General features: G+C 62.5%; 22 protein-coding genes and 1 tRNA gene. 8 read left to right on the top strand and 15 right to left on the bottom strand.

The window, feature by feature from the left end:
- Nucleotides 1-127: 127 nt before the first annotated feature.
- The 6 genes from J2Z31_RS19820 to hpaR all read left to right on the top strand — a co-directional run bounded on the left by J2Z31_RS19820 (nt 128) and on the right by hpaR (nt 5848).
- Nucleotides 128-204 (top strand) — tRNA-Met (locus J2Z31_RS19820).
- Between the two features lie 875 nt (nt 205-1079).
- Nucleotides 1080-1940, top strand: coding sequence for an FAD binding domain-containing protein (locus J2Z31_RS19815; protein ID WP_209603722.1), 861 nt, complete (start codon nt 1080-1082; stop codon nt 1938-1940).
- Nucleotides 1940-2416, top strand: coding sequence for a (2Fe-2S)-binding protein (locus J2Z31_RS19810; RefSeq protein WP_209603720.1), 477 nt, complete (start codon nt 1940-1942; stop codon nt 2414-2416). Before J2Z31_RS19815 ends, J2Z31_RS19810 begins: the two co-directional genes overlap by 1 nt.
- Before the next feature lie 2 nt (nt 2417-2418).
- Nucleotides 2419-4671 carry a xanthine dehydrogenase family protein molybdopterin-binding subunit gene (locus J2Z31_RS19805; protein WP_209603718.1) on the top strand — a complete coding sequence of 751 codons (2253 nt, stop codon included), beginning with the start codon at nt 2419-2421 and terminating at the stop codon, nt 4669-4671.
- A gap of 9 nt (nt 4672-4680) precedes the next feature.
- Nucleotides 4681-4926, top strand: a complete 246-nt coding sequence (locus J2Z31_RS19800) for a MoaD/ThiS family protein (RefSeq protein WP_209603716.1) — start codon at nt 4681-4683, stop codon at nt 4924-4926.
- Nucleotides 4927-5329: 403 nt separating this feature from the next.
- The gene (gene hpaR, locus J2Z31_RS19795) at nt 5330-5848 is read left to right on the top strand and encodes a homoprotocatechuate degradation operon regulator HpaR (RefSeq protein ID WP_209603771.1); all 519 of its coding nucleotides are present in this window, start codon (nt 5330-5332) and stop codon (nt 5846-5848) included.
- A gap of 41 nt (nt 5849-5889) precedes the next feature.
- On the opposite strand, the gene hpaI is transcribed toward hpaR, so the two are convergent.
- The 9 genes from hpaI to J2Z31_RS19750 all read right to left on the bottom strand — a co-directional run bounded on the left by hpaI (nt 5890) and on the right by J2Z31_RS19750 (nt 15014).
- Nucleotides 5890-6696, bottom strand: coding sequence for a 4-hydroxy-2-oxoheptanedioate aldolase (gene hpaI, locus J2Z31_RS19790; RefSeq protein WP_209603713.1), 807 nt, complete (start codon nt 6694-6696; stop codon nt 5890-5892).
- 10 nt (nt 6697-6706) lie between these two features.
- A complete protein-coding gene (gene hpaH / locus J2Z31_RS19785) occupies nt 6707-7510 on the bottom strand; it encodes a 2-oxo-hept-4-ene-1,7-dioate hydratase (protein WP_209603712.1) in 804 nt (267 codons plus the stop codon).
- Nucleotide 7511: 1 nt separating this feature from the next.
- On the bottom strand, nt 7512-8381 hold the full coding sequence (locus J2Z31_RS19780) for a fumarylacetoacetate hydrolase family protein (protein WP_209603710.1): 870 nt from the start codon (nt 8379-8381) through the stop codon (nt 7512-7514).
- Between the two features lie 13 nt (nt 8382-8394).
- A complete protein-coding gene (locus J2Z31_RS19775) occupies nt 8395-9810 on the bottom strand; it encodes a pyridoxal phosphate-dependent decarboxylase family protein (protein WP_209603708.1) in 1416 nt (471 codons plus the stop codon).
- Between the two features lie 42 nt (nt 9811-9852).
- Entirely contained in the window at nt 9853-10833 is a 981-nt protein-coding gene (gene hpaD, locus J2Z31_RS19770; protein ID WP_209603706.1) for a 3,4-dihydroxyphenylacetate 2,3-dioxygenase, read from the bottom strand.
- A 55-nt stretch (nt 10834-10888) separates the two neighbouring features.
- On the bottom strand, nt 10889-12406 hold the full coding sequence (hpaE, locus tag J2Z31_RS19765) for a 5-carboxymethyl-2-hydroxymuconate semialdehyde dehydrogenase (protein ID WP_209603704.1): 1518 nt from the start codon (nt 12404-12406) through the stop codon (nt 10889-10891).
- Between the two features lie 40 nt (nt 12407-12446).
- Nucleotides 12447-12833: a 5-carboxymethyl-2-hydroxymuconate Delta-isomerase gene (locus tag J2Z31_RS19760; protein ID WP_209603702.1), complete on the bottom strand. Its 387-nt coding sequence runs from the start codon at nt 12831-12833 to the stop codon at nt 12447-12449.
- A 95-nt stretch (nt 12834-12928) separates the two neighbouring features.
- On the bottom strand, nt 12929-13441 hold the full coding sequence (locus tag J2Z31_RS19755; protein WP_209603700.1) for a flavin reductase: 513 nt from the start codon (nt 13439-13441) through the stop codon (nt 12929-12931).
- A 10-nt stretch (nt 13442-13451) separates the two neighbouring features.
- On the bottom strand, nt 13452-15014 hold the full coding sequence (locus tag J2Z31_RS19750; protein ID WP_209603698.1) for a 4-hydroxyphenylacetate 3-hydroxylase N-terminal domain-containing protein: 1563 nt from the start codon (nt 15012-15014) through the stop codon (nt 13452-13454).
- A 94-nt stretch (nt 15015-15108) separates the two neighbouring features.
- On the opposite strand from J2Z31_RS19750, the gene J2Z31_RS19745 reads away from it, so the two are divergent.
- Nucleotides 15109-15981, top strand: coding sequence for a helix-turn-helix domain-containing protein (locus tag J2Z31_RS19745; protein WP_209603696.1), 873 nt, complete (start codon nt 15109-15111; stop codon nt 15979-15981).
- Between the two features lie 34 nt (nt 15982-16015).
- Here the strand turns inward: J2Z31_RS19745 and J2Z31_RS19740 are convergent, their stop codons facing one another.
- Genes J2Z31_RS19740 through J2Z31_RS19715 form a run of 6 tightly spaced genes read right to left on the bottom strand, consistent with a single transcriptional unit; the run spans nt 16016 to nt 22377 of the window.
- A complete protein-coding gene (locus J2Z31_RS19740) occupies nt 16016-17023 on the bottom strand; it encodes a phosphotransferase enzyme family protein (RefSeq protein WP_209603694.1) in 1008 nt (335 codons plus the stop codon).
- A gap of 8 nt (nt 17024-17031) precedes the next feature.
- Nucleotides 17032-18315 (bottom strand): aspartate aminotransferase family protein, encoded by a 1284-nt coding sequence (locus J2Z31_RS19735; RefSeq protein ID WP_209603692.1) that lies wholly within the window; start codon nt 18313-18315, stop codon nt 17032-17034.
- Between the two features lies 1 nt (nt 18316).
- Nucleotides 18317-19675, bottom strand: a complete 1359-nt coding sequence (locus tag J2Z31_RS19730; protein WP_209603690.1) for an aspartate aminotransferase family protein — start codon at nt 19673-19675, stop codon at nt 18317-18319.
- A gap of 16 nt (nt 19676-19691) precedes the next feature.
- Nucleotides 19692-20342 carry an HAD family hydrolase gene (locus J2Z31_RS19725; RefSeq protein WP_209603688.1) on the bottom strand — a complete coding sequence of 217 codons (651 nt, stop codon included), beginning with the start codon at nt 20340-20342 and terminating at the stop codon, nt 19692-19694.
- On the bottom strand, nt 20339-21592 hold the full coding sequence (locus J2Z31_RS19720; protein WP_209603686.1) for a Tm-1-like ATP-binding domain-containing protein: 1254 nt from the start codon (nt 21590-21592) through the stop codon (nt 20339-20341). Before J2Z31_RS19720 ends, J2Z31_RS19725 begins: the two co-directional genes overlap by 4 nt.
- The gene (locus tag J2Z31_RS19715) at nt 21592-22377 is read right to left on the bottom strand and encodes an IclR family transcriptional regulator (protein ID WP_209603684.1); all 786 of its coding nucleotides are present in this window, start codon (nt 22375-22377) and stop codon (nt 21592-21594) included. Before J2Z31_RS19715 ends, J2Z31_RS19720 begins: the two co-directional genes overlap by 1 nt.
- 298 nt (nt 22378-22675) lie before the next feature.
- Here J2Z31_RS19715 and J2Z31_RS19710 point away from each other — a divergent pair, with 298 nt between their 5' ends.
- Nucleotides 22676-24130: an APC family permease gene (locus tag J2Z31_RS19710; RefSeq protein ID WP_209603682.1), complete on the top strand. Its 1455-nt coding sequence runs from the start codon at nt 22676-22678 to the stop codon at nt 24128-24130.
- Nucleotides 24131-24174 lie beyond the last annotated feature (44 nt).

Genomic DNA, 24174 nt, shown 5'->3' with positions numbered 1-24174 from the left:
CCCCAGCGCCGATGGTACTTCGTCTCAAGACGCGGGAGAGTAGGTCGCTGCCAGGTCTGCAAAACGCAAGAAAAACAACATCTTCTCAAACACGCTGCGGCCAAAAGCCAAACAACACCACAAATAACGCGGGGTGGAGCAGCCCGGTAGCTCGTCAGGCTCATAACCTGAAGGCCGCAGGTTCAAATCCTGCCCCCGCAACCAACGACACTCGTAACCCTTACCATTCACGTTGCTTCTCCGCGAGTTCCTCGGCGCAAGGCCTGAGGAACCCATTGCTTTTTGCTGCTTGTCGAGCAGGCCGCGATCGACGAAGTCGTGGTAGTCATATTCCCCGAGCGTCCGATACTCCACCACTCCGCGCTCTCGCTGAAGCCCGCGAGACCCTTATCAAACCGCTTTGTTCGGGAGTGCAGCGGCAGGATCGTCAAGCTCCTTGGCGATGGTTTGCTCCGCGAATGTGCGAGTGTCATGCGAGCGGTCGACTGTCCGTTCAGGACGAGATCCTCGATGCGATCATCGGAAGGCTGTTTTGTTGGCGGACTTTCTAAGTCAGAACAAGCAAGCCACCATGATCGTCGACCGCGGCTTGATCCTACTGATCGCCTCTTCCGCCTCCTCGGCCGGTGTTATCGCCGGAATCTGGAATCGTCTTTCTTGGTCTCACGCTTCCGATCGCTCTTTGCATTCCATTTCTCTGCGTCGTAATGGCCGTCGTCCTCCCGGCGGGCCGGTTGGCTGGTATGCCAAGGTCTGATCGCCTCGATACAGCCGAAATAGCCCTTATTATACTCCCATTGATGCTATTTCATTTGATTCAGCGGTTGGTGCTGGCCGTCGCTTCCCAGCGCAGTGCCACACCCTATCAGGCAGGCTAGCATTGGGCAGGTTTAGAAAACTAAGCCACCTGGAGGACCGCTGAACTATGCGTCGGGCGCCGTCTCATCGGACTGGAAGGGAGAACTCGGCTTGCAACCAAACAGCGCAGCTCATAGCGTGACGAGGAAGATCATGCTGGAGCTCGACACTGGGTCTGCGGGTTTCCCGTCTCGCCCCAATGCATGAAGAGGAGGGATTCTTTGCGCTATATTCGTCCTAGTTCAATAGAAGATGCCGTTGGTCTCTTGGCGGAAGCGTCAGGCAAGGCAGCCGTTCTGGCCGGCGGAAGTGATCTGCTGGTGAGAATGAAGGGGGGCTTCATCGAGCCCGAGCTCATCATCGACATCAAAGCTATAGACGCCCTGAGACACATAACTGAAAGCGAGGTTGGTTTCGTCATCGGCGCTGCGGTGCCTTGCGCGGTCCTCGGCGAGAATGCAGCGCTCCGGCGGGCGTGGCCCGGCGTGGTGGAAAGCGCCAATCTCATCGGTTCCAAGCAGGTGCAGGGGCGTTGCACCATCGTTGGAAATCTCTGCAACGCATCGCCTGCGGCCGACAGCGTGCCCGCGCTGGTGGCGGCCGGTGCAAAGGCTCTGATCAGGGGGCCGGTCGGCTCCCGCACGATCGCTGTCGAATTGGTGCCGGTCGGGCCGGGCAAGACGTCGCTTGCGCCCGGCGAGATCATCGAGGCCATTCTGCTCGACAAGCGCCAGCCGCGTTCGGGCGACGCCTACCAACGGTTCACGCCACGCACCGAGATGGATATTGCGGTCGTCAGTGCCGCGGTGAATCTCACTCTTGACGATCAGGGTGTCGTCCAGTCGGCGCGCGTCGCGCTTGGCGCGGTGGCGCCGACGGTGCTTCTGGTCGAGGAAGCGGCCGAAATCCTCACTGGGTCCCGCCTCGACGACGAGACGCTTGACCGCCTGGCCGCAGCCTGTTCAGGCGCCTGTCGTCCCATAGACGACAAGCGAGGCACTGTGGAATTCCGAAGGAAAGTCGCGGGAGTGCTGGCCAAGCGGGTCGCACTGGCCGCCTATCAGCGTGCAGGACAGAAATGATGGCAGGCATAGCAGTTTCAACGAACATCAATGGCGACAACGCCGAGTTTCTCTGTCACGCCGACGAGACGCTGCTTGACGTGTTGCGTGATCGCCTGGGGCTCATGGGAGCGAAGGAAGGCTGCGGCACGGGCGACTGCGGCGCCTGCAGCATTATTCTCGACGATTGCCTGGTCTGCTCCTGTCTCGTGCTTGGGGCAGAGGCGGAAGGCCGGCGCATCGAGACCGTCGAGGGAATGGCACAGGGTGACCAGCTTCATCCGCTGCAACAAAAGTTCCTCGAACATGCCGCCTTGCAATGTGGCATCTGCACGCCCGGCTTCCTCATTGCCGCAAAGGATCTGCTGGCGAAGAATCCGGATCCGACCGAAGAGGAAATACGCTTCGGTCTTGCCGGAAATCTCTGTCGTTGCACCGGCTACGACAAGATCGTGCGCGCCGTTCAGGACGCAGCAGACGTGATGAGAGGAGCTTGACCATGAATTTTGATCCGAGCCACTCGAAACGCAGCTTCTCCTCCGTTGGCACCCGACCCATCCGGCCGGATGGAGTCGACAAGGTGACGGGCCGCGCGCGCTACGGTGCGGACTTCAACATGCCCGGCCAGTTGGTCGGACGGATTTTGCGCAGCCCGCACGCTCATGCCATCATTCGCAAGATCGACACGACGAAGGCCGCGCAACTTCCTGGCGTCAAGGCGGTTTTGACGGCGGCGGACCTGCCCGACCTCACCAATGGTGACGCGGCGATGTATGACATTCTCGACAACTGCATGGCGCGCAAAAAGGCGCTCTACGACGGTCACGCCGTGGCCGCCGTGGCAGCAATCGATGCGCGAACCGCCAAGCAGGCGCTCAAGCTAATCGAGGTCGAGTATGAACTCCTGCCGCACGTTACCGATGTTGACCAGGCGTTCGCGCCGGATGCTCCGCTCATCAACGACACGATCTTCACAACGGGCGTTGATCCCAAGCCGGATCGCCCTTCGAATGTCTCGATGCGGAGCCAGTTCGGGCATGGCGACGTCGATGCCGGGATGGCAAGGGCCGATTTCGTCGTCGAACGGACATTCAAGACCGAACAGACGCACCAGGGCTATATCGAACCTCACGCCTGCGTCGCAAGTGTCAGTTCGGACGGCACAGCGGACCTATGGGTTTGCACCCAGGGCCACTTTGTCTATCGCCAGCATTGCGCACAACTGCTCGGCATGGATGTCTCCAAGCTGCGCGTGACGTCGTCGGAAATCGGCGGCGGCTTCGGCGGCAAGACCCATGTCTGGGCCGAGCCTGTCGCGCTGGCGCTGTCGCGCAAGGCCGGCCGGCCGGTCAAGCTGGTGATGACGCGTGACGAGGTGTTTCGCGCCTCGGGCCCGACAAGCGCCACGTCAATCGACGTGAAGATCGGCGCATTGAAGGACGGAACGATCATCGCCGCCGATGCAACGCTGCGCTATTCCTGCGGCCCCTATGCCGGAGCATGGGCCGAGGTCGGCGCCATGACCGCTTTCGCCTGCTACAAGCTCGAGAATGTCAGGACGGTCGGCTATGAGGTGCTGGTGAATCGGCCGAAGACCGCGGCGTATCGCGCGCCTTCGGCGCCGATGGCGGCGTTTGCAGTGGAAAGCGCCATCGACGAACTTGCCAAGAAGGTCGGCATGGATCCGGTCGATTTCCGAATCCGGAACGCGGCACAGGAAGGGACAAACGCATCCTACGGTCCAATCTACGGCCCGATCGGCATCGGCCCGACACTGGAGGCCGTGAAGGACCATCCTCACATGAAGGCACCCCTTGGCAAGAACCAGGGGCGCGGCATGGCATGTGGGTTCTGGTTCAACTTCGGGGGCCAGACGTGTACCGATCTCAACATCGGGATGGATGGCACAGTCTCGCTCGCGGTTGGCACGGTGGATGTGGGCGGTTCGCGCGCATCGCTGTCGCTGGTGGCCGCAGAGGAGCTCGGAATCGACTATTCGCAGGTCAGAGCGGTGATCGCCGACACGTCCAGTCTCGGCTACAATGACATGACCGATGGCAGCCGAGGAACGTTCTCGTCGTCGATGGCCACCATTTCTGCTGCCCGCAACGCTATCAAGATTCTCCGTGAGCGTGCGGCACAGATGTGGGACATTCCGGTCGAGGACGTGACCTGGGAAAATGGCCATGCCGTCGCCAAGGGCGAGACGCACGGAAACCTTCCGAAACTGTCTCTGAAGGAGATTGCCGCGGCATCGGGCACCACGGGCGGCCCGATTGCGGGGCACAGTGAGATCGTCGCCGACGGCGCCGGCGTATCCTTCGCCACCCATATCTGCGACATCGAGGTCGACCCCGAAACCGGGGCCACCAAGGTGCTGCGCTACACCGTGGTGCAGGATGCCGGCAAAGCCGTGCATCCGACCTATGTCGAAGGACAGTACCAGGGCGGCGCCGCGCAGGGCATCGGCTGGGCACTCAACGAAGAATATATCTACGGCAAAGACGGCCGGCTGCAAAATGCGGGCTTCCTCGACTACCGTATCCCGGTGTGCTCGGATCTGCCTATGATAGACACGCAGATCCTGGAGATACCCAACCCCAACCACCCCTATGGGGTTCGCGGCGTCGGGGAAACGTCCATCGTCCCTCCCCTTGCAGCGGTGGCCAATGCCGTGTCCAATGCGGTCGGCGTGCGAATGCTGCATATTCCCATGTCGCCGCCGCGGATCCTGGCAGCACTTGACGCCTGAGGAGGTCCAATGGTCGAGGTGACGCTCTGGGGCTCTCTCGCAGCGGCGGCTGAGGGCAACAGCAAGGTCGAGATCGAGGCGAAGGATATCAGGGAGTTGTTCAAGAGATTGAACGAACGCTTCCCTGGCCTCGAGCCACTCATGGAGCGAGGCATTGCGGTTGCAATCGACGGAACGATCTATCGCGACACCTGGTCGAAGGAACTGCCGACGGGAGCGGAAATCTATCTACTGCCGAGGTTGGCGGGCGGCTGAGGGCGGGCAGCGAGACCGCCGGTATAAACATACTGGCGGTGCGCCTGTCTGCCCGCAGCTTTTCTTCCCGCCCGCCGCCATCAGTAAACGGACCTTATTTCCTGCTTGATGCGCGGCGGCAGCCATACCGAAACTTCGTGCGCGGTTCCGCAGAACAAGAAAGTAGGCCACAGATCTGGTGCCAGGGAAATATACAAGTCTCTCCGCAATCAGGCCCCCGCAACCAACGAAACTTGTAACTCTCTCCATCCTGGTCGCTTCTCCACGAGTTCCTCGGCGCAAAGCCTGAGGAACTCTTCGCGTATGCCTCAGCGTCGAGCAGCCCGCGACAGGCACCTTGCCCTTGCGCTGTATCATTACCGTGTTAATCAAATGAGGATGGTAGTGCGAGCGGATGCGCGAGATGCAAGAAAACACACCCGGTGATGACAAACGGCAGTTAGAGCCAAAAACCGTATCCCAAGGCTCTATTCAGACACAGCGGGCGCGCCGCTCTCTGGCGATCGCCCTGTTGCGCGCTCGTGAAGCGGTGATGAGTCATTTCCGGCCGATCCTAGCCGCGCATGATGTGACAGAACAGCAATGGCGGGTCATTCGCGTTCTCTATGAAGCTGGGCAACTCGATGCAACGGAAGTGGCGGACAAAGCTTCCATTCTGGCGCCGAGCCTAACGCGGATGATCCGCTCGCTCGAAGAGCGCGGCTTTATCAGCAAGCACAAGGACGATGCCGATGGCCGACGGGTGCTGTTGCAGATCACGTCCAGCGGGCGGGAAATCGTCGAGGACGTCATGCCTGAAAGCCTGAAGGTCTATGCCGACATCGATGCCCGTTTTGGCGCGGCACGTGTGGATCGGCTTCTCGACATGCTGGAAGAGCTGGCTTCGCTGAAGATGGAAAATGGATCACTCGGCGAGGAGTGAGGGCCTCGCTCGGGTAGATCGGACCTGGCACCCACAGCTGATCAGTAGACTTTTGCGTCTGCCGGCGGCTTGGCAGCGTCCGCCTTCTTGAAATCATCGAGTAGCCTGGTCGTCGCATTGGCGAGCAGGGTGACGTCGTTGCCGATCGCGACGAATGTCGCGCCAAGTTCGAGATAGCGCTTGGCAAGGGAGAGATCGCCGATCAGGATGCCGGCCGCCTTGCCGCTGGACTGGATCTTTACGAGCGCTTTCTCGACTTCCGCCTGTACCTGCGGCGCGCCGGGCATGCCAAGATAGCCCATGTCGGCGGCGAGATCGGCGGGGCCGATGAAGACGCCGTCGACACCCTCGGTCGAGGCGATGGCATCAAGCGCTGCAAGTCCCGCCCGGCTTTCCACCTGCAGAAGCAGGCAGATCTCGTCATTGGCCGTCTGCAGATAGTCGGGAATACGGTTGAAGGCAGAAGCGCGGGCAAGCGCCGCGCCGACGCCGCGCACGCCAAGCGGCGGATACCGCACGGCCCTGACCATGGTTTCCGCCATTTCCTTGCTTTCGACCATGGGAATGAGCAGGGTCTGCGCCCCGATATCGAGCATCTGCTTGATAATCCAGGTCTCGCCGATCGGCGGACGGATCACCGCATGGCTTGGGGTCCCTTTCACGGCCTGGAGTTGGGATACCAAGAGGGGCACGTCGTTCGGCGCGTGCTCTGCGTCGAAGAGCAGCCAGTCGTAGCCGGCCCCGGCACAGATCTCGACCGTGTAGGGATTGGCGAGCGCCTGCCAGAGGCCGATCTGGGCGCGGCCCTCCTTCAGCGCCTGCTTGAAACGGTTCTGGGGTGCGGGCATCGGCGCCTCCTTAGGCGAACAATAGGCTTACGGAGCCGTAGGGCCCGAAGTCCCCGACAATCGTGTCGCCATGGCGCGCCTCGATCGGCCGGATAAAGGAGCCCGCAAGGACAATCTGCCCCGGCTCGATGCCATCGCCATATTGTGCAAGGCGATTGGCGAGCCATGCGACGCCGCGGGCGGGCTGATTGAGAACGCCGGCGCCGAGCCCGGTTTCCTCGACCTCGGCATTACGAGAGACGATCGCGCCCATCCAGCGCATGTCGATCTGGTCCGGCCGCACCGCGCGCCCGCCCGTAACGATGCCGGCATTCGCCGCATTGTCGGAGATCGTGTCGAAAACATTACGGGCCTTCTTCGTTTCCGGATCGACGCGGACGATGCGTGTGTCGAGGATCTCGAGCGCCGGGGTGACGAAGTCGGTGGCGTTCAGCACATCAAATGGGGTGACGCCCGGGCCCTTCAGCGGCGCCTTCATGACGAATGCGATCTCCGCTTCGATGCGCGGCTGGATGAAGCGGTCGGCTGGAACGGTTGCGCCGTCCTCGAAGACCATGTCGTCGAAGAGCACGCCGGAATCCGGGATGTTGATGTTCAGCGCGTATTGCATCGCCTTGGAGGTGAGGCCGATCTTCCAGCCGATCACCTTGCGGCCGCTTTCGGTCTTCTGTTTCACCCACGCTCCTTGGATCGCATAGGCGTCATCCATGTCCATGCCCGGATGCTTGAGCGACAGCAGTCCGGTCTGGAGGCGCGTGCGCTCGGCCTTGTCGAGGCTTTCGGCGGCGGCTTGGATTTCCTCTCTGCTCAGCATGTCAAGCCTCGTCGGCGATGGTGTTGCGCAAGATGCCTATGCCCTCGGCCTCGACCTCGACGACATCGCCGGGTTTGAGCCAGATCGGCGGATCGAAGCGGGCGCCGGCGCCGGTCGGTGTGCCGGTGACGATCACGTCGCCCGGCACGAGCGTGGTGAAGGTCGAGACGTAATTGATGATCTTGCGGAAGGAGAAGATCATACGGCCGGTGCGATCGCTCTGGCGGACCTCGCCATTGACCCGGGTTTCGAGCCGGATATCGGCGAGCTGGCTTTCGTCGGTGTAGGGAATGAGCCAGGGGCCGATCGACCCGCTGCGGTCGAAGTTCTTGCCCTGCGTCACGTTGAACTTGGCGTGGCGCACCCAGTCGCGGATCGTGCCCTCGTTGCAGAGCGTCAGAGCCGCGATGTGGTTCAACGCCTCTGCCTCGGGGATGCGTCGCCCGCGCTTGCCAATGACGATCACGATCTCGCCTTCATAGTCGAACTGCGGGCTCTCGGGCGGGCGGATCAGCGGCCGGTCGTGACCGGTGAAGGAGCGCGGGAAGCGGATGAAGAGCGAAGGGTTGGAGGGGGCTGCCTGGCCGTCCTTGTATTCCTCGTTTCGATCCGGAAAGTTGACGCCAACGCAGATCAGTTTTTCCGGCGCCGGGATCGGGATTTCGAAGCGGACCTCCTCGACCGGAAAGTCGGGTTGCAACGATGCCGCTTCCTCGGCCAGAGAGAGAAGTGCGCCGTCTTCGATGGCCTCGCGCAAGGTCGGCCACTGAGAGGCGTGGCGGGCGGAAAGATCTACAACGCGATTTTCCGCTAGGACCCCGTAGCCGGGTGTCCCGCCGCGAGTGAAGCTGATGAATTTGGGGCGGGGCATGCGTTCTCCTTGCTCAGGCGACGCGGTCGAGGCTTTTTGCGATTTCGGTGATGACCTCGAAGGCGGTGTCGGCATCCTCTTCCGCCATGTCGAACTGGCCGGCCTGGAAGCGGATGGCGATCCGGCCGTCGACACGGGTCTGGGTGAGATAGATCCGGCCGTCGTCGTTGATCGCATCGATGAGGGCGAGATTATGGGCGTCGAGGTCGCCGGCGCCCAGATGCCGGAAGGAGAAGAGGGAGAGGACGGGGTCGATGACGATCTCGAAGTCGTCCTGCCGGCGTAGCCGCTCAGCGAGCTTCTGCGCCCAGGCGACATGGTTGCGGATCATGGCTTTTAGCCCCTCGAGCCCGTGGAAGCGCAACAGGAACCAGAGCTTCAAGGCGCGGAAGCGCCGGCCGAGCGGCACGGTCCATTCGGAATAGTTGATGATGCCGTCGCGGCCGTGCGTCTTCAGGTATTCCGGTTTGATCGCCAGGGTTCGCACCAGATCGTCGGGGCTTCGAACGAAGTGGGCCGAGCAGTCGAACTGGGCGCCGAGCCACTTGTGCGGATTGAAGACGACGGAATCCGCCTGGTCGACGCCGGCCCAAAGAGAACGGAACTCCTCGCAGATCATCGCAGCACCCGCCCAGGCGGCATCCACATGCACATAGAGCCCGTGCGCATGGGCGACCCTGACGACTTCGGCGATGTCGTCACAGGCGCCGGTGCTGGTGCCACCGGTGCAGGCGATGACGCCCGCCGGCACGTAGCCGGCTTCCTTGTCGCGGATGATCGCCGCCTCCAGCGCGGCGCAATCCATCGACCGCTTTTCCCCCTTGACCGGAATACGCACCAGATTGTCCTCGCCGATGCCGGAGACCCAGATGGCGCGGTCGATCGAGGTGTGCACCTGATCGGAGGAGTAGACGCGCAGGCGCGGATTTGCGCAAAGCCCTGCTTTGTTGCCTTTCCAGGCGAGCGCCCGCTCTCGCATAACGAGCACGGCGGAGAGCGTCGACGAAGAGGCGGAATCCTGAATGACGCCAGCGAAGCCCTCGGGCAATCCGATCGCCTGACGCAGCCAATCGAGCACCTTGGTTTCGAGCTCGGTCGCCGCCGGCGACGTCTGCCAAAGCATGCATTGGGCGGCCATTGCGGTGACCAGATATTCCGCAATGACGGAAACCGGCGCGGCATTCGCGGGGAAATAGGCGAAGAAGCGCGGATGCTGCCAATGCGTCATCCCCGGCACGATGATGCGCTCGAAATCGGCAAAGATCGCCTCCATGCTCTCGCCCCTTTCGGGCGGGGCGTTGGCAATCTGCGCCGCGATTTCGCCGGGTGCGGTTTTCGCGCGCACGGGCCGCTCACGCAACGAGGAGCGGTAGGCCGCGCCCCATTCGGCGGCCCTCTTCGACCAATCTGCGAAGCTAGTCTCATCCATCTCTTGTCCTCTCATAGGGCTGCGCATCCGCCCGGCGTAAGGCTACGGCGCTATGATCGGCTGCGCCTTCAGGAGCGAGTCGGTGACCGGCGTGTCGGCAAAAAGGCTGCCATGCTCGAACCACGATTTCGGCGCCGGCGCACCCCAGAGCGTTTGGCGCTGCGGGTCCTTCAAATCCCATTTGATGGGTTCAAGATCGGGGTCTACCGTCTGGTAGTCCGAGCAGTAGATCTCGATGCGGTGGCCGTCCGGATCGAGTATGTAAAGGAAGAAGGCATTGGAAATGCCATGGCGGCCGGGCCCGCGCTCGATGTTTGCAACCCATCCCGTGGTCGCCATAAGGTCGAGCAGGTCGATGATGTTGAGCGGTGTCGGCACCCAGAAGGCGGTGTGGTGCAGGCGTGGGCCGCGCCCATTGGTGAAGGCCATGTCGTGGACACCACCCTTGCGGTGCGTCCAGGCGGCCCAGAGACGGCCAGTCTCCTCATCTTCGGTATACTCCGTCACCCGGAAGCCAAGTTCGTTATAGAAGGCGACCGATTCGTCGACGTTCGGCGAGAAGCAGTTGAAATGGTCGATGCGCAGCGGCTTGACGCCTCTGTAGAGCGCATATTGCTGATGGATCGGCGGCAGGCGGTCCATCTTCGAATAGAATTCGAGCGGTATGCCATGCGGATCGCGGGTGCGGAAGGTGCGAGCCTGGTAGGGGCGCTCAACCCATTCGACCGGCAGGTCCTTGCCCTTGAAGAAATGGGCGGCCCTATCGAGATCCTCGTCACCGAAGACCTTGAAGCCGAGATCGCGGGCTTCAGCCTTGTCGGACTTCTTCAAGACGATGCAGTGGTGGCCGCGCTCCTCCATGGCGCGCAGATAAATCGTGTCCGCGTCTTCGTCGGTGACCTGCAGGCCGAGTGTGTCGACATAGAAGGCCCGGGATTTGGCGAGATCGACGACGCCGAATTCGACATGGCTGAGACGCACGATGTTGAAGGGCGGGTAAAGATTTGGGTTGGGTATCGGCATCGGGTTCTCCTCCGGTCCGCCCTTCTCGGCGGGCAAATTCAAAACTGTTTTGAAATCAGCCGCCCAGTTTCTGGATGGCGTGCGGCTTGGTCGCGAAGGCGATGTTCTTCGTCTCCATGTAGAAGTCGAAAGACCAGTCTCCCCCGTCGCGGCCAATGCCGGAGTTCTTGACCCCACCAAAGGGTGTCGGCAGGTGGCGTACGTTTTCCGAATTCACCCAGATCATGCCGGCTTCCAGGTGATCGGTGAAACGGAACGCACGGGTAACGTCAGAGGTCCAGAGATAGCCCGTCAGGCCGTATTGAACATCATTGGCGAGCGCCAGTCCCTCATCTTCGTCCTTGAAGGGAATTGCGGTGAGCACCGGCCCGAAGATCTCTTCCTGGGCAATCCGCATCCGGTTGTTGGCGCCGGTGAACAGCGTCGGCGAGACGTAGCAGCCGCCACCCGGCCCGTCGAACTTCGCACCGCCCGCGGCCACGTTGGCGCCCTCCGAGCGGCCAATCGTGATGTACTCCAGCACCTTCTTCTCATGCACCGGATGGATGAGCGGGCCAACGACCGTCTCAGGATCAAGCGGATGGCCGACATTGATGCGCTTCGCCTTTTCGGCGACCAGCGCGGTGAAATCCTCATAAATGCTTTCCTCCACCAGCAGGCGCGATGACGAGGTGCAGCGTTCGCCGTTCAGCGAATAGATCATGAAGACGGCGGCATCGGCGGCACGCTCGAGATCGGCGTCGGCGAAGACGATCACGGGGTTCTTGCCGCCGAGTTCGAAATGCACGCGCTTCAGCGTCTCGGCACCCTGGCGCATGATCATCGAGCCGGTGCGGCTTTCGCCGACGAAGCCGATCGCCTTGATAAGGAGATGTTCGGTGAGTGCCTTGCCGGCATCCTCGCCGAAGCCGTTGACGAGGTTCCAAACGCCTTTCGGGAGTCCTGCCTCCTCTGCGATCTCGACGAGCAGCCGCGCCGTTAGCGGCGAGAATTCCGCCGGCTTGTGGACGATGGTGCAACCGGCGGCGAGCGCCGGGGCGATCTTCCAGGTCGACAGCATGAAAGGTGTGTTCCAGGGCGTTATGATGCCCACGGGCCCGATCGGCACGCGTGTCGTGAGGTTCACCTGGCCATCGGCCCGCAGAGACTTGCCGTCGCGCGCCTCCGTGGCACGGTCAGCGAAGAAGCGGAAGTTCTCCGCGCCGCGCAACGCCGCCTTCGACATGAACTTCAGCGACTGTCCGGTGTCCATGCACTCGACGAAAGCGATCTCCTCGGCGCGGGCGACGATCGCGTCGGCGATGCTGTGCAGGAGCTTCTTGCGGCTTTCGCCGGGCATTGCTGCCCAGTCGGCGAAGGCGGCCTTGGCTGCCCGGGCTGCCCGATCGACGTCCTCGGCCTTGCCTCGGGCAACACTCGCGATCGGCCTCAGATCAATGGGTGAGATCGTCTCGAAGACCGCACCATCGGCAGCCGCGGTATCCTCGCCGCCGATTCGATTTAACACGCCGTGCTTCTTGAACCGGGCAAGGTAATCCTCCGCCTTTGCTATGTTCTCCTGCAATTTCGACATGATCTGATCCTTGGTCCTAAGCATGTGCGCTGCGGGCTGACTATTGGCCGCGAAGTCGCGGGTGGATGGCGTTCTTCTTCCAGCTGAAGTCCGCGTCGATCTCGCGGATCTCCAGCGAGAGGGCGAAATGCGGCGTTTGGAAAAGGTTCGTGAGCACCTCGGATGCAGCCGCGAAAATCGCCTCGCCGGCACGCCTTTTCTCTTCGGCGCTACGACCCCTGCCGATGCGGAAATTCAGATCGACGAAGGCGTTTTCCGGGAGTTGATCAGCAACGGCGAAATGATCGGCCCTGAGAGCACGCACCCGAACGGCGCCCACCTCGAAGAGCCCCGTACCGATCACCGCGCTCAAGAGTTGCTCGCAAAGCCGTTCCATGTCCGCACGGCCGTCGAGATTGGCCGAATATTCCACCGTGAGATGTGGCATGTGTCCTCCCACTCGCCGCCTATTTAGTTAACGTGTTAAATAAACGGGCGAGTGTCAAGTTTTTTTTCACAGGGGCTGCCCATTGGGGGGTGACGTCAGCCGCCGAAGCTGCCGGCCATTGTCGGCACGTGGACATAATTGCGATCGAAATAGAGCAGCGCGTGCCCGTCCTTACGCGTCCGGATCTCCGCCACCTCGCCGATGAAAATATTGTGGGTGCCGACGAGGCGCGCCTCGACCAGGCGGCAGTCGAAAGAAACGATCGCGTCGGCGAGCGCCTGATTGCCGGACTTGAGATTGATCCATTCGGCTGCCGCATACCGGGCGTCCATGTCGGCCTGCTGGCCGGCGAAGGAGCTCGCCAGGCCCTTGTGCTCACCGGTCAGCACGTTGACGCAGAAACGGCGGTTCTCAATGAAGAGCCCGGTCTGTGCTGAGCGGCTGTTCATGCAGACGAGCAGCGTTGGCGGCTCATCGGTGACGGAACACATCGCGGTGGCGGTGAACCCGCCGCGCCCGGCGGGTCCGTTCGTGGTGATGACGTTGACGGGGGCGCAGACCCGCGCCATAGCGTTGCGGAATTCGGTCTTGGAGACGGCGGTTTCCATGACGAGGCCCTCATTCGGCTGCGTCGCGAACAGGCGACGCGTCGCCGAGCGGCGGCAGCCAAGCGTCGCCGGTCCAGCCGTTCTCGTCGTAGTCGGCCATGCACTGATCGACGAGCGCTTCCATCTCCCTGAGCCTTCCGCCGCGCTCGGCGCCCTTCAGCACCTGCAGACGAACCTCTTCCGGCGCGCCGGCGTAATTCAGTTCGTAGAGCGCATGGCGGCCCCCGAATTCGGTGCCGGTCGCATCCCACAGCAGCTTCATGATCTTGATGCGCTCGATATGGCCCATGTCGTTAGAGCCCCGGACATATTGTGCGAGATAGCGGTCGATATCCGGATTTCGGAAGTCCTTGGTCGACGAGGGCAGGTAAATGAGGCCCGATGCAACCGTGCGGCGGACGATGTCGATGACCTTGGGATAGGCTTCCGACATGAAGGTGCGGTAGCAAAGCGCCGCTTCCAGGTTTGGCAGCACGGCGCCGCTGGCCCACGGGATCGGGTTATAGGCCATCGCATTGGAGAAGGACCAGAATTGGTGGCGAATGGCGATCACCTCGCCGAGCATCGCCTGGTTGCCGCGAAAGGCGTCGCCGCCGGTGGCGCGCAATGCCTTGGCGAGCAGCCCGGCGAGAAAGTCCATCTTTACCGCCAGTCGCGTGCAGCCCTGGAAGCAGTAGCCGTGCATGAAGCCCGACGCGGGATGGAAGGAGAGGATCTTTGCGGCGTCTCGCAGCACCAGCACGTCTTCCCAGGGTACGAAGACGTTGTCGAGGACCAGGATCGCATCGTTCTCGTCGAAGCGCGAGGAGAGCGGGTAATCAAAGGGATGGCCCTCGGAATTGGCGGTCTGCTCGTAGGAGACGCGGCAGAACATCTTGATGCCCGGCGCGTTCATCGGGACGATGAACATCACCGAGAGCGAGGGGTCCTCGGTGACCGTCGCCGAGCTCTGGGCAAGGAAGTTATAGTGCGTCAGCGCCGAGGAGGTGGCGACGACCTTCGCCCCCGAGACATAGATGCCGGCGTCCGTTTCCTTGGTGATGTGGACGAAGACGTCCTTCACCGCGTCGGCGGGCTTGTGGCGGTCGATCGGCGGATTGACGATCGCGTGGTTCATGAAGAGGACGGACTCCTGTGCCCGCTTGTGCCAGGCGAGCGCGTTCTCCTTAAAAGGGCCATACCAGTCGGCGTTTGCCCCAAGCGTGTTCATCAGCGCCGCCTTGTAGTCGGCGGTGCGGCCCATCCAGCCGTAGGACATGCGCGCCCAGTCGGCGATCGCGCCCTGCTGCGCGATGAGGTCGGCGGAGGACTTCGCCACGCGGAAATATTTGTGGGTGTAGCCGCCCGATCCAGTATCCGTCGAAGACGTCAGGCGCTCCTTCGTTTTCTCGTCATGCAGCGCGTCATACATCCGCGCGATCGATCGAGCCGAATTGCGCATCGACGGATGAACGGTGACGTCGGCAATGCGCTCGCCGTTGATGTAGACCTCACGCCCGTCTCGCAGGCTCGCCAGATATTCAGCGCCGGTAAACGGACGGGTCCTGTCGGCACGGTAATCTTCAGCTCGCATCTCAGTTGCCTCCCTTGAAACATTGACAAAGCTAAAACGGGAGGGTGCGGCAGACCATGGACAAAGGAGGCAATTCGCTGGTACTTTTTCCGGAATGATCACGAGAAATGATGTTCCATCCTTCTTCGTCTACGGCGAACCAACCCGTGAACTCGACGTCGGCTTTCTCCATGTTGAGACGGTAATGGAGCGCAAAAGCGTCCATTTGGGGCATGTTGCGCCGCATCAGCACCCGCTGATGGGACAGATAACCTACTGGTTCCAGGGGGGAGGCACCTATCGGATAGAGGACGAGACTTGCAATTTTTCGGCTCCGGCCATCAGCTTTGTGCCAAGCAACGTGGTGCATGGCTTCGATGTCGGCGAGCAGTCAGACGCCATTGTCGTTTCGATATCGGACGACCTCCTGAGGGCGATGGCGGAGCAGGTGGACCTGGGTCTCGACGGGCCTGTTCTGCTTACCGGCGAGAAGCCCGACGCCAACTGGGCGAAGATCGGCTCGCTTCTGGCGATGATTGCCGAGGAGTACCGTACCGGCGCGAGTGCCAGCGAAAAGGTGCTCGTGGGATTGGTATCCGTGGTGCTTTCGCTAATGGCGCGCCTTGGCGGGACCAGCGGCCCGGACGCGTCACCGGCGGTCTCGCTCGGCATGGCGCTCCGCGGCGCCATCGATCGCCATTACAAGGAGGATTGGCCCGTCCGACGCTATGTGGACCTGCTGGCGACGACCCCGCACCTCCTCGACAAGGCGGCCCGCGAGGTCTTCGGGCAAAGCGTCAAGGAGATGCTGCTCGAGCGGCGGCTCCTTGAAGCCAAGCGGTTGTTGAAGTTCACCATCCGCCCGGTCGAAGACATCGGCCGCGAGATCGGCTTCGACGATCCCGCGTATTTCTCGCGCTTCTTCCGCAGACGGGCGGGCGAGGCGCCGGCTGCCTGGCGCCGCCGGCAGCTCGAGGCCAATCGCTGATGCTCGATGGCGCGGCCCCGGCTCCGGCCAGGCTCTATCCAAATAGCGGCTCGGCGAGTTCCAGCGATTCCGTTACGTATCGCGCCAGCCGTTCTTGCGCATCAGGCGTGGCCGGTCGGCTGACGATCCAGCCGATATAGGTGAGGCTCCGCAGCAGCAGGAAGAGCGGCATTGTTTCGAGCGCTGCAGCGGGCAGCGGTCGCCGCTCACGGTACCCGGCAATGAGGGCCGCCTGGATCAAGTCGAAATGCGCCTCGCCGCGGTTCCTGAGGAGCGTCGTCGCGATGTCGAACATGCGCCAGCCGTAACCGGCATCATCGAAATCGATGAGTTCGACGTGATCAGCTCCGACAAGTATGTTCTCGCGCACCAGATCCGCATGGATGAGACCGTAGTCGAGCCCGAGGCGCTCGGCCGTTCTCAAGCGCTCTGCGAGGAGCGGCTGCAGCGCCGCGAGCTGCCTTGCGGTTTCCGGCACCAGTCCCGGACAATCCCAGAAGCGGCCCCACAACGCGTTTTCCCCGAGCAGTCCGTCGAAGTCCCATGCCGGACGGACGAAGGTTGCCGGCGGCGTCCACCGGTCGGAGATGTTGTGCAGTTCTGCCATTGCCTGGCCGAGCTGTCCGAAGATTTCCGTAAGCCGTTCCGGCAGCTGGCGGAGCGGTGTGCCGGAGCGGCCGAGCTCTTCACCGTGCATCCAGCTCACGATGTCGGCATGCTGGCTCGCAGAGGCAGGAGTGGCCGGCAAGGTCACGAGATTGCGGCCGTCTAGCGTCGGGATCGGTGCCGGAACATGGAGCCCGCCGGCCTTCAGCGCCGCCATCCATTGCAATTCGGAAGTAAGAGCCCTGTCGTCGCGGTAGCCGGGGCGATGCAGCCGGAGGGCGGCGGGCGCACCATTGTCCAAGCGGATCCGGAATACCGCGTTTTCGCGGAGTTTCAGCAGCTCCGGGGTCTGATCAGCCAGGCCCCAATGCAAAAGCGCCTCCCGCGCTCGCCCGACCAACACGGTCAACGGCAATTCGGTTCTATCCTGATCCATCGCGACGCTCACAGGCTGGACAAGACGTCGTCGAAGATCGACAGCATCAGGTCGGCATTCTCCTTCGAAAACGGCATTGGCGGGCGGATCTTGGTGCTGCACTCGTGCACGCCGATCTTGCCCATCAGCACGCCTCGTTCGCGCATCGCGTTGATGATCCTCGTCGCGAGTTCCGGAGCCGGCTTTTTGGTCGCCCTGTCGAGAACAAACTCGGTACCCATAAAGAGACCGCTGCCGCGCACGTCGCCGATGATCGAATGTTTTTCCGCGAGCGCCTTGAATGCGGTCCGCGTGTATTCGCCGACCCGCCGGGCGTTTTCGATTAGGTTCTCCCCTTCGATTATATCGAGAACGGCCATCGCCGCGGCGCAGGAGACCGGATTGCCGCCGAAGGTGTTGAAGTAACGGAAAACCTTGCGGAAGGCGTTCAGCGTATCGATGTTCGCCACGACGCCGCCGACCGGATGGCCGTTCGCCATCGGCTTGCCGAGCGTCACGATCTCCGGAATGATGCCGGCGCGCTGATGGCCCCACATATGCGTGCCGGTGCGGCCGAAGCCCGGCTGTACCTCGTCGGCGATGACGAGGCCGCCGGCCTTGCGCACGGCGTCGACGGCCTGGTCGAGGAAGCCGGCCGGCAGCTCGGGAAAACCCTCATTGGCGAAGAAGGGATCGATGATCAGGGCGGAAAAGCCGTGCGGGCTATCCTCGAGCGAGGCGATCGCCTTCTCCACCTCCGCGGCGAAGGCGGACGCGAAGGCCGCCCCGGGCTCGCCGCCGAGCGGCCGGTAGCTGTCCGGCGCCGGCACATGCCGCACATGACCGCCATAGCCGCCCACCGGCGGCATGCGGGTGGAGAGCTGCGAGACCGCGGCCGTATTGCCGTGATAGGTGTGGTTGGTGGCGATCACCCCCGTTTTGCCGGTCACCGCCTGAGCCATGCGCAGTGCGATGTCGTTCGCCTCGCTGCCGGTGCAGGTCAGGATTGCGGCATTGAGCGGGTGATCGAATGTTCCCGTGAGGCGCTCAACGTAATCGAGGATGCCCTCGTGCAGGTAGCGGGTGTGCGTGTTGAGGGTCGAAGCCTGACGGGCGATCGCCTCGACCACGCGCGGGTGGCAATGGCCGACATGCGGCACGTTGTTGTAGCAGTCGAGATAGCGCCTTCCGTCAGCATCCCAGAGCCAGACGCCTTCACCGCGGACGATGTGGGCCGGATCCTGATAGAAGAGCGACATGTTGCGGCCGAGCAGGCGTTCGCGGCGGGCGAGCAAAGCAGCCTTGTCTGACATTTTATCGTCCTCCAGTGACGGCGAGAGCCACATCGAGAGCGTCGACGATGCGAGCGACATCCTTGGCGGTGATGACGAGCGGCGGCGACAGAATGACGTTAGGCCCCGAGGTGCGGACGAGGACGCCAGCCTCGTAGGCAGCATCCTGAACCGTCTGCAGGACCTCTTTCGGGGGCGAGGTCTTCTTCTCGCGGTCGCTGACCAATTCGAGCGCGCACATCAGGCCCTTGCCGCGCACGTCGCCGATGAACCCGTGCTTGGTCTGGAGATCCTTGAGCCCGGCAAGGAGTTCCTCCCCACGCGCGGCGGCGTTGGCGGCAACATTGAGCCGCTGCGTTTCCTTCAGTGTTGCAAGTGCCGCGGCCGCGCCGACCGGGTGGCCGGAATAGGTGTAGCCATGACCGATCGTGCCGACGCCGTTCCTGTTGCTTTCGAACACCTCGGCAATCCTTTCGGCTACCATCACGGCACCGAAAGGAAAATAACCATTGGTGATCGCCTTGGCGGTGGACATGAGGTCGGGCTTCACTCCCCAGAGGCGCGATCCGGTCCAGGCGCCGGTGCGGCCGAAGGCGGTGATGACTTCGTCGGCGATGAGCAGGATGCCGTGCCGGTCGCAGATCTGGCGCATCAGCGGCAGGAAGCTTGCGTGCGGGACGATAACGCCGCCCGCGCCAAGCACCGGTTCGACGATCAAGGCTGCGATCGTGTCTGCGCCCTGGAAAGCGATCTCCTCCTCGAAGAGCCGGCCGATCGCCGCCGCAATCTCTGCGCCGTCGCTAGTGCCGAACGGGTTGCGGTAGGTCCAGGGCGCTGGCAGGTGGAACACTCCCGGCAGCAGCGGCTCGTAGTTGCGGCGGAAATTCTGGTTGCCGTTCACCGATGCGCCGCCGAAATGGGTGCCATGATAACCTTTTTTCAGGGCGATGAACTTGGTGCGCTCCGGCTGGCCGTTGATCTTGTGATATTGCCGCGCCAGGCGCAGGCAGGTCTCGACCGAGTCCGAACCGCCGGACGTGAAGAATGAGCGGGTGAGGCCGTCCTCCTTGAACCAATCGGCAAGCTGGTACGAGAGCTCGATCAGCGGCGCGTTGGTGGTGCCCCGGAACGTCGAATAATAGGGCAACTCGTCCAACTGGTCGCGGATCGCCTTTTTCACCGGCTCGCAGGAATAGCCGAGATTGACGTTCCACAGGCCCCCGACCGCGTCCAGCACCTTCTTGCCGTGGATGTCGACGATCTCGACACCTTCGGCCGCATTGACGATGCGGGGCGGATGGGCCTGCATCTCGGCCGGATGCGCCATCGGGTGCCACAGGTGGCGGGCGTTGTTCTCGATCAGGAAATTGGTCTCAGGCATCGGTATTACCTCTTGTTCAGAGCCCAAGCATGGCAAGCGCGCGGGCATAGCCCTCGGCGGGGCGAGTGACGTCGAAATGTACGAAAGGCAGGCGCACGGCCTCGGCGCCCTCGATGTTCTTCTTCTGGTCATCGACGAAGACGCAGGCTTCGCGGGGGAGGCCGAGCTCGGAAAGAACGAGCTCGTAGGCGCGCGGGTCGGGCTTCAGGATCTTCGTATAGGTGGCGTCGACGATGACGTCGAAGAGTTCGATCAACGGAAAGCGCTTGCGGAATTCGACGCCGTAGAAGAGGTCGAGTTCGTTCGACAGGATGGCAAGCTTCAATCCGGCGGCACTCACCTTCACAATCGCGTCGCGGGCTTCCGGACGGAGGACCAGCTCCGGTTCGGCGCCGCGGGCGCGGCGCACGAAGGTCTGCATCTCGGTCCATTCCTCGCCGAGCATCCGGCCGACCTCGCCTGTGCGGGCGAGCCAATAGTCGCGTTCGGAAATTTCGCGGTTCTGCATCGCCAGCCAGAGGGGGTCGCTTGCGGTGTCGAAAGGCCCCCGCCAGGTCAGCGAGCCCGCCGGCAAGCCGAGGGCGCGTTCGGTGATGTCGTGGGTTTCAAACAGCGTGCGGGTCACCACGCCGCCAAAGTCGAGAATGAGCGCGCGGTCGCCGGTCATGGCCGTCCTTCCGGGATGACGCCCTCAGCCACCCAGGCGTCGAAGATTTCAAGCACTTTTTGAGAGAACGCCGAGGCATTGATATGGGCCTCGACCTCGTGCAGGGTGACGGTCGCCGGAAGCGCCCTTCGGATTTCATCCAGGAAGGCGTCGAGCCCGTCAGGATCGTGCAACGGTTCCTCAGGCCTATCCCATTCCTGCAGGCCTTCGATCGGCAGCAGGAAAGCGACCTTTGCCGCGGCAGTCGCGAGCTTTCGCCCGACGAGCCGGGCAATCTCGCGCCGGCCTTCCGGCGAGCTGGTAACCGATCCGATCAGCCGGTTGTGGGCATGGTAGGGGCGGTCCGCGAAAATTGCGGGCAGGTCCTGCCATGCCTGAAGATCGACCATGTCGACGGCGCCGGGGGCGACAATCTGCGGAATGCCGGCGCGCCCGGCGTTCTCCAGGCGGTCCGGCCCGGAGGTGACGACGGTTCCGTAGTGATGATTGCTGACCTCCTGGATGCAGAGGTCGAAAACCGCCGCAAATCCGTTCTGCGCGGCGATCGCCTCGAAGGCGCGCCCGCCCATGCCCGTCGCGTGGAAGACGGCAACGTCGTAGCCGCGCTTCTCGAGTTCCGGTTTGAGATGCTTCATGTATCTGAGGCAGGAAGATCCGAGCGACGTCATGCCGATCAGCGGCCGTTTGCAGTCCGGGCTCCTGCCATGTTTCGCGGCTCCGACCACCGCGCCGCAGGCCTGGGACAGGACGGACCGGCAGATGCCGTTCAAACCAAAAAGGCCGCCCGCCCAAAGGATCATCATCAAGTCGGGCGCGATGCGCTCCGGCGGAATGAGGTGGGAATAGGCGATCGTCGAGACGACGAACTTCGGTAGGCCGAGCGGCAAGGCAGCGGCGACGTCGAGGGCCAGATCCGTTCCCATGGTGCCACCCAGCATGATGACGCCGTCCATTTGCCCCGTTTCGTAGAGATCGCGGGTGAGAATGGCTGCGCCCTTGGCCATCAGGGTCATGGCGCTGTTTTCGTCTCCGCTGGCGATGATGGCCTCGATCGAGGTGCCGGCCGCTCTGGCGATGTCGTGTTTCGAGTAATCGGGTGCATAGGGCGGATCGTCCAGAATGCTGACGTCGACCATCACCGGGAGGCCGCCCGCTTCATCGATGACCGACGCCATGAAATGCAGTTCGTCGCTCTTGGTATCACCGGTCCCGATGATGGCTATCCTTGGCAAAGGCGCCGAAGGGCTCATCAGCCTGTCCTCCTGATTTGCGTACTGGTTCCCGCGGGCCTTTCCGACCCGTAGTATTTTTCCGAGATCGCACTGGCGGTGGCGGCGGCTTTCGCGCCAAAGTCCATGACGGCCGCCTTGCTTGCCCTCACCATGGGTGCAGCGATGGCGATGCAGCCGATTGGGCGGCCGCTAGGCGAGCGGATCGGCGCAGCCGTGCTAACGACGCCGGCCTCGATGCCCTGGTGGTTTATGGAAAAGCCACGCGCCGCCGTTTCATCAAGAAGGCCGCGCACCATTGCGGGATCGACGATCGTGTAGTCGGTGATCTTCTCGAGCGGTTGAGACAGGGCGGCGTCGATCTCGTCTGGAGGGCAGAAGGCAAGATAGGCGAGACCTGAGGCGGTCGCATGAAAGGGCAGCAGTGTGCCGACTTCCACGTTCACGCGGTGAGCGCGCGGGGAATCCTCAACATGGATTGTGGAGAGACGCCCACCGGAAAACTCCGAAAGGTGAACCGTTTCGGCCGTCGCTTCCGCGAGCGCCTTGATGAATGGAACGGCCACGTGCAGGAACGGATAGCGCGTTTCGCGAATGCGCGCCAAACGCACCGGCGCCGATCCGATGCGGTATTTGCGGGTCTCGGAGTCCTGCTCGACGAATCCGTGCTTTTCCAGCTCGACCAGAAAGCGGCGCGCGGTCGCCTTGTCGAGTCCGCACAGGCGCGCGATCTCGGTCAGTCCGGCTTCCTTCTCCAGCCGCGCAACCGTGTCCAGCAATGAAAGCGCCTTGCCAATCGTGCTCATGGTTTCTCCTCTTGGGTCCTGCTTCCTGCGTCTGAGCCGATGAGTCGGGTTCGCAGACCTGTGTCGCAGCGCGATTGCAGCGACCCAAGATACTTAACATGCGAAATAACTTGACAGACGCGGTGGATGTTTGCAAGTCTATATTTGAAGCATCGGTTCACATATTGAACCATATGCACTGAGGGGCGTGCAATCACAACAAGCATAAAGCCGCCCCTCGGTCCGGTTCAGCGGAGGACGCATGCGGGCATTCCGCAGCGATGATCGGATAGTTTTGGAACAAGGGGAACGAACGCTAATGAATACGCAAAGCTCACACGGCGCAGCTCCTAACCAGTTGCGCAAAAACAGCCTCGGTGTCGCGGCCGTCACCTTCCTGGTGGTATCGGCAGCCGCACCACTGACGGCCGTCGCCGGCGGCGTGCCGCTTTCGATGCTGCTTGGCAACGGCGCGGGCATTCCGCTGACCTTCCTGCTCGTCACCGCGATCCTAGTGCTCTTTGCAGTTGGCTATGTCGCGATGGCCCGCCACATCCGCAACGCCGGCGCCTTTTACGCCTATACGGCACAGGGCCTCGGCGGTCTGATGGGCGGCGCGGCGGCGCTCATAGCCATTCTCGCCTACAATGCGATGCAGATCGGCGTCTTCGGTCTCTTCGGCGCCGTGACGTCGGGCTTCTTCGCCGAACAATTCGGCCTAGCTCTTCCCTGGTGGGTCTGGACCTATATCGGCATCGCCGTCGTCGCTGTCTTCGGCTACCGCCGCGTCGACCTCTCGGCCAAGGTGTTGACGGTGCTGGTCATCCTCGAATACGTGGTCGTCCTCATCATCGATGCGGCGATCCTCCTTAAGGGCGGTGACAGCGGCCTTTCGGCGGTTCCGTTTACGCCGGCCTCCTTCTTGAGCGGCACGCCGGCCATCGGAATTCTCTTCTGCTTCGCTGCCTTCATCGGCTTCGAGGCGACCACGATTTACAGCGAAGAGGCCCGCGAACCGCACAAGACGGTTCCGCGCGCGACCTACATCTCGGTCCTCACCATCGGCATCTTCTACATGCTGACCTCGTGGCTGATGGTGAACGGTGCGGGTGTCGATAAACTCGTTCCGGAACTCCAGGGCCTCGCCGATCCGACGACCTTCCTCTTCGGCCTCGCCGAGCGCTATGTCGGCCACTGGATCACCGTGGTGATGAGCATTCTCTTGATCACCAGCCTGTTTGCCGGCGTGCTGGCCTTTCACAATGGCGTCGCGCGCTATATGTACGTGGCCGGCCGCGAGGGCCTGCTGCCCAAGTCCGTCGGTAGCACGCACCCTGCCTTCCAAAGCCCGCATGTCGGTTCGGTGATCCAGACCGGCATCGCCGTCCTCGTCGTTGCGCTCTTCGCCCTCACGGGGCAGGACCCGGTCCTGGCGCTTTTCTCCTGGCTTACCAATGTCGGCACGCTGGCGATCATCCTTCTCATGGCCCTGACCGCCTTTGCGATCGTCTCCTTCTTCGGCCGCAATCCCGGCCTCGAAAGCAACGTGGTCGTCACGAAATTCCTGCCGGCCGCAACAGGCCTGATCCTGCTGGCGCTGGTCTACTACATTTCCGTGAACTTCGGCGCGATCGCGGGCGCCAATGGCTTGCTCGCGGTGCTGCTGCCCGGCCTCGTTCCGATTGCCGCGATGATCGGCTTCGTCGCGGCGGCGCGCTTGAAGTCCTCGGACGCGGTGAGCTTCGCGCGGTTGGGTGCAGGGCAGGAAGCCTAACAGCAATTGCATCGTCATGGCGGGCATTCTGCCCGCCATACTTT

The organism is Sinorhizobium kostiense, from assembly GCF_017874595.1.
GTDB classification, from domain to species: Bacteria; Pseudomonadota; Alphaproteobacteria; order Rhizobiales; family Rhizobiaceae; genus Sinorhizobium; species Sinorhizobium kostiense.
This window is presented reverse-complemented; position numbering and strand designations above follow the sequence as displayed.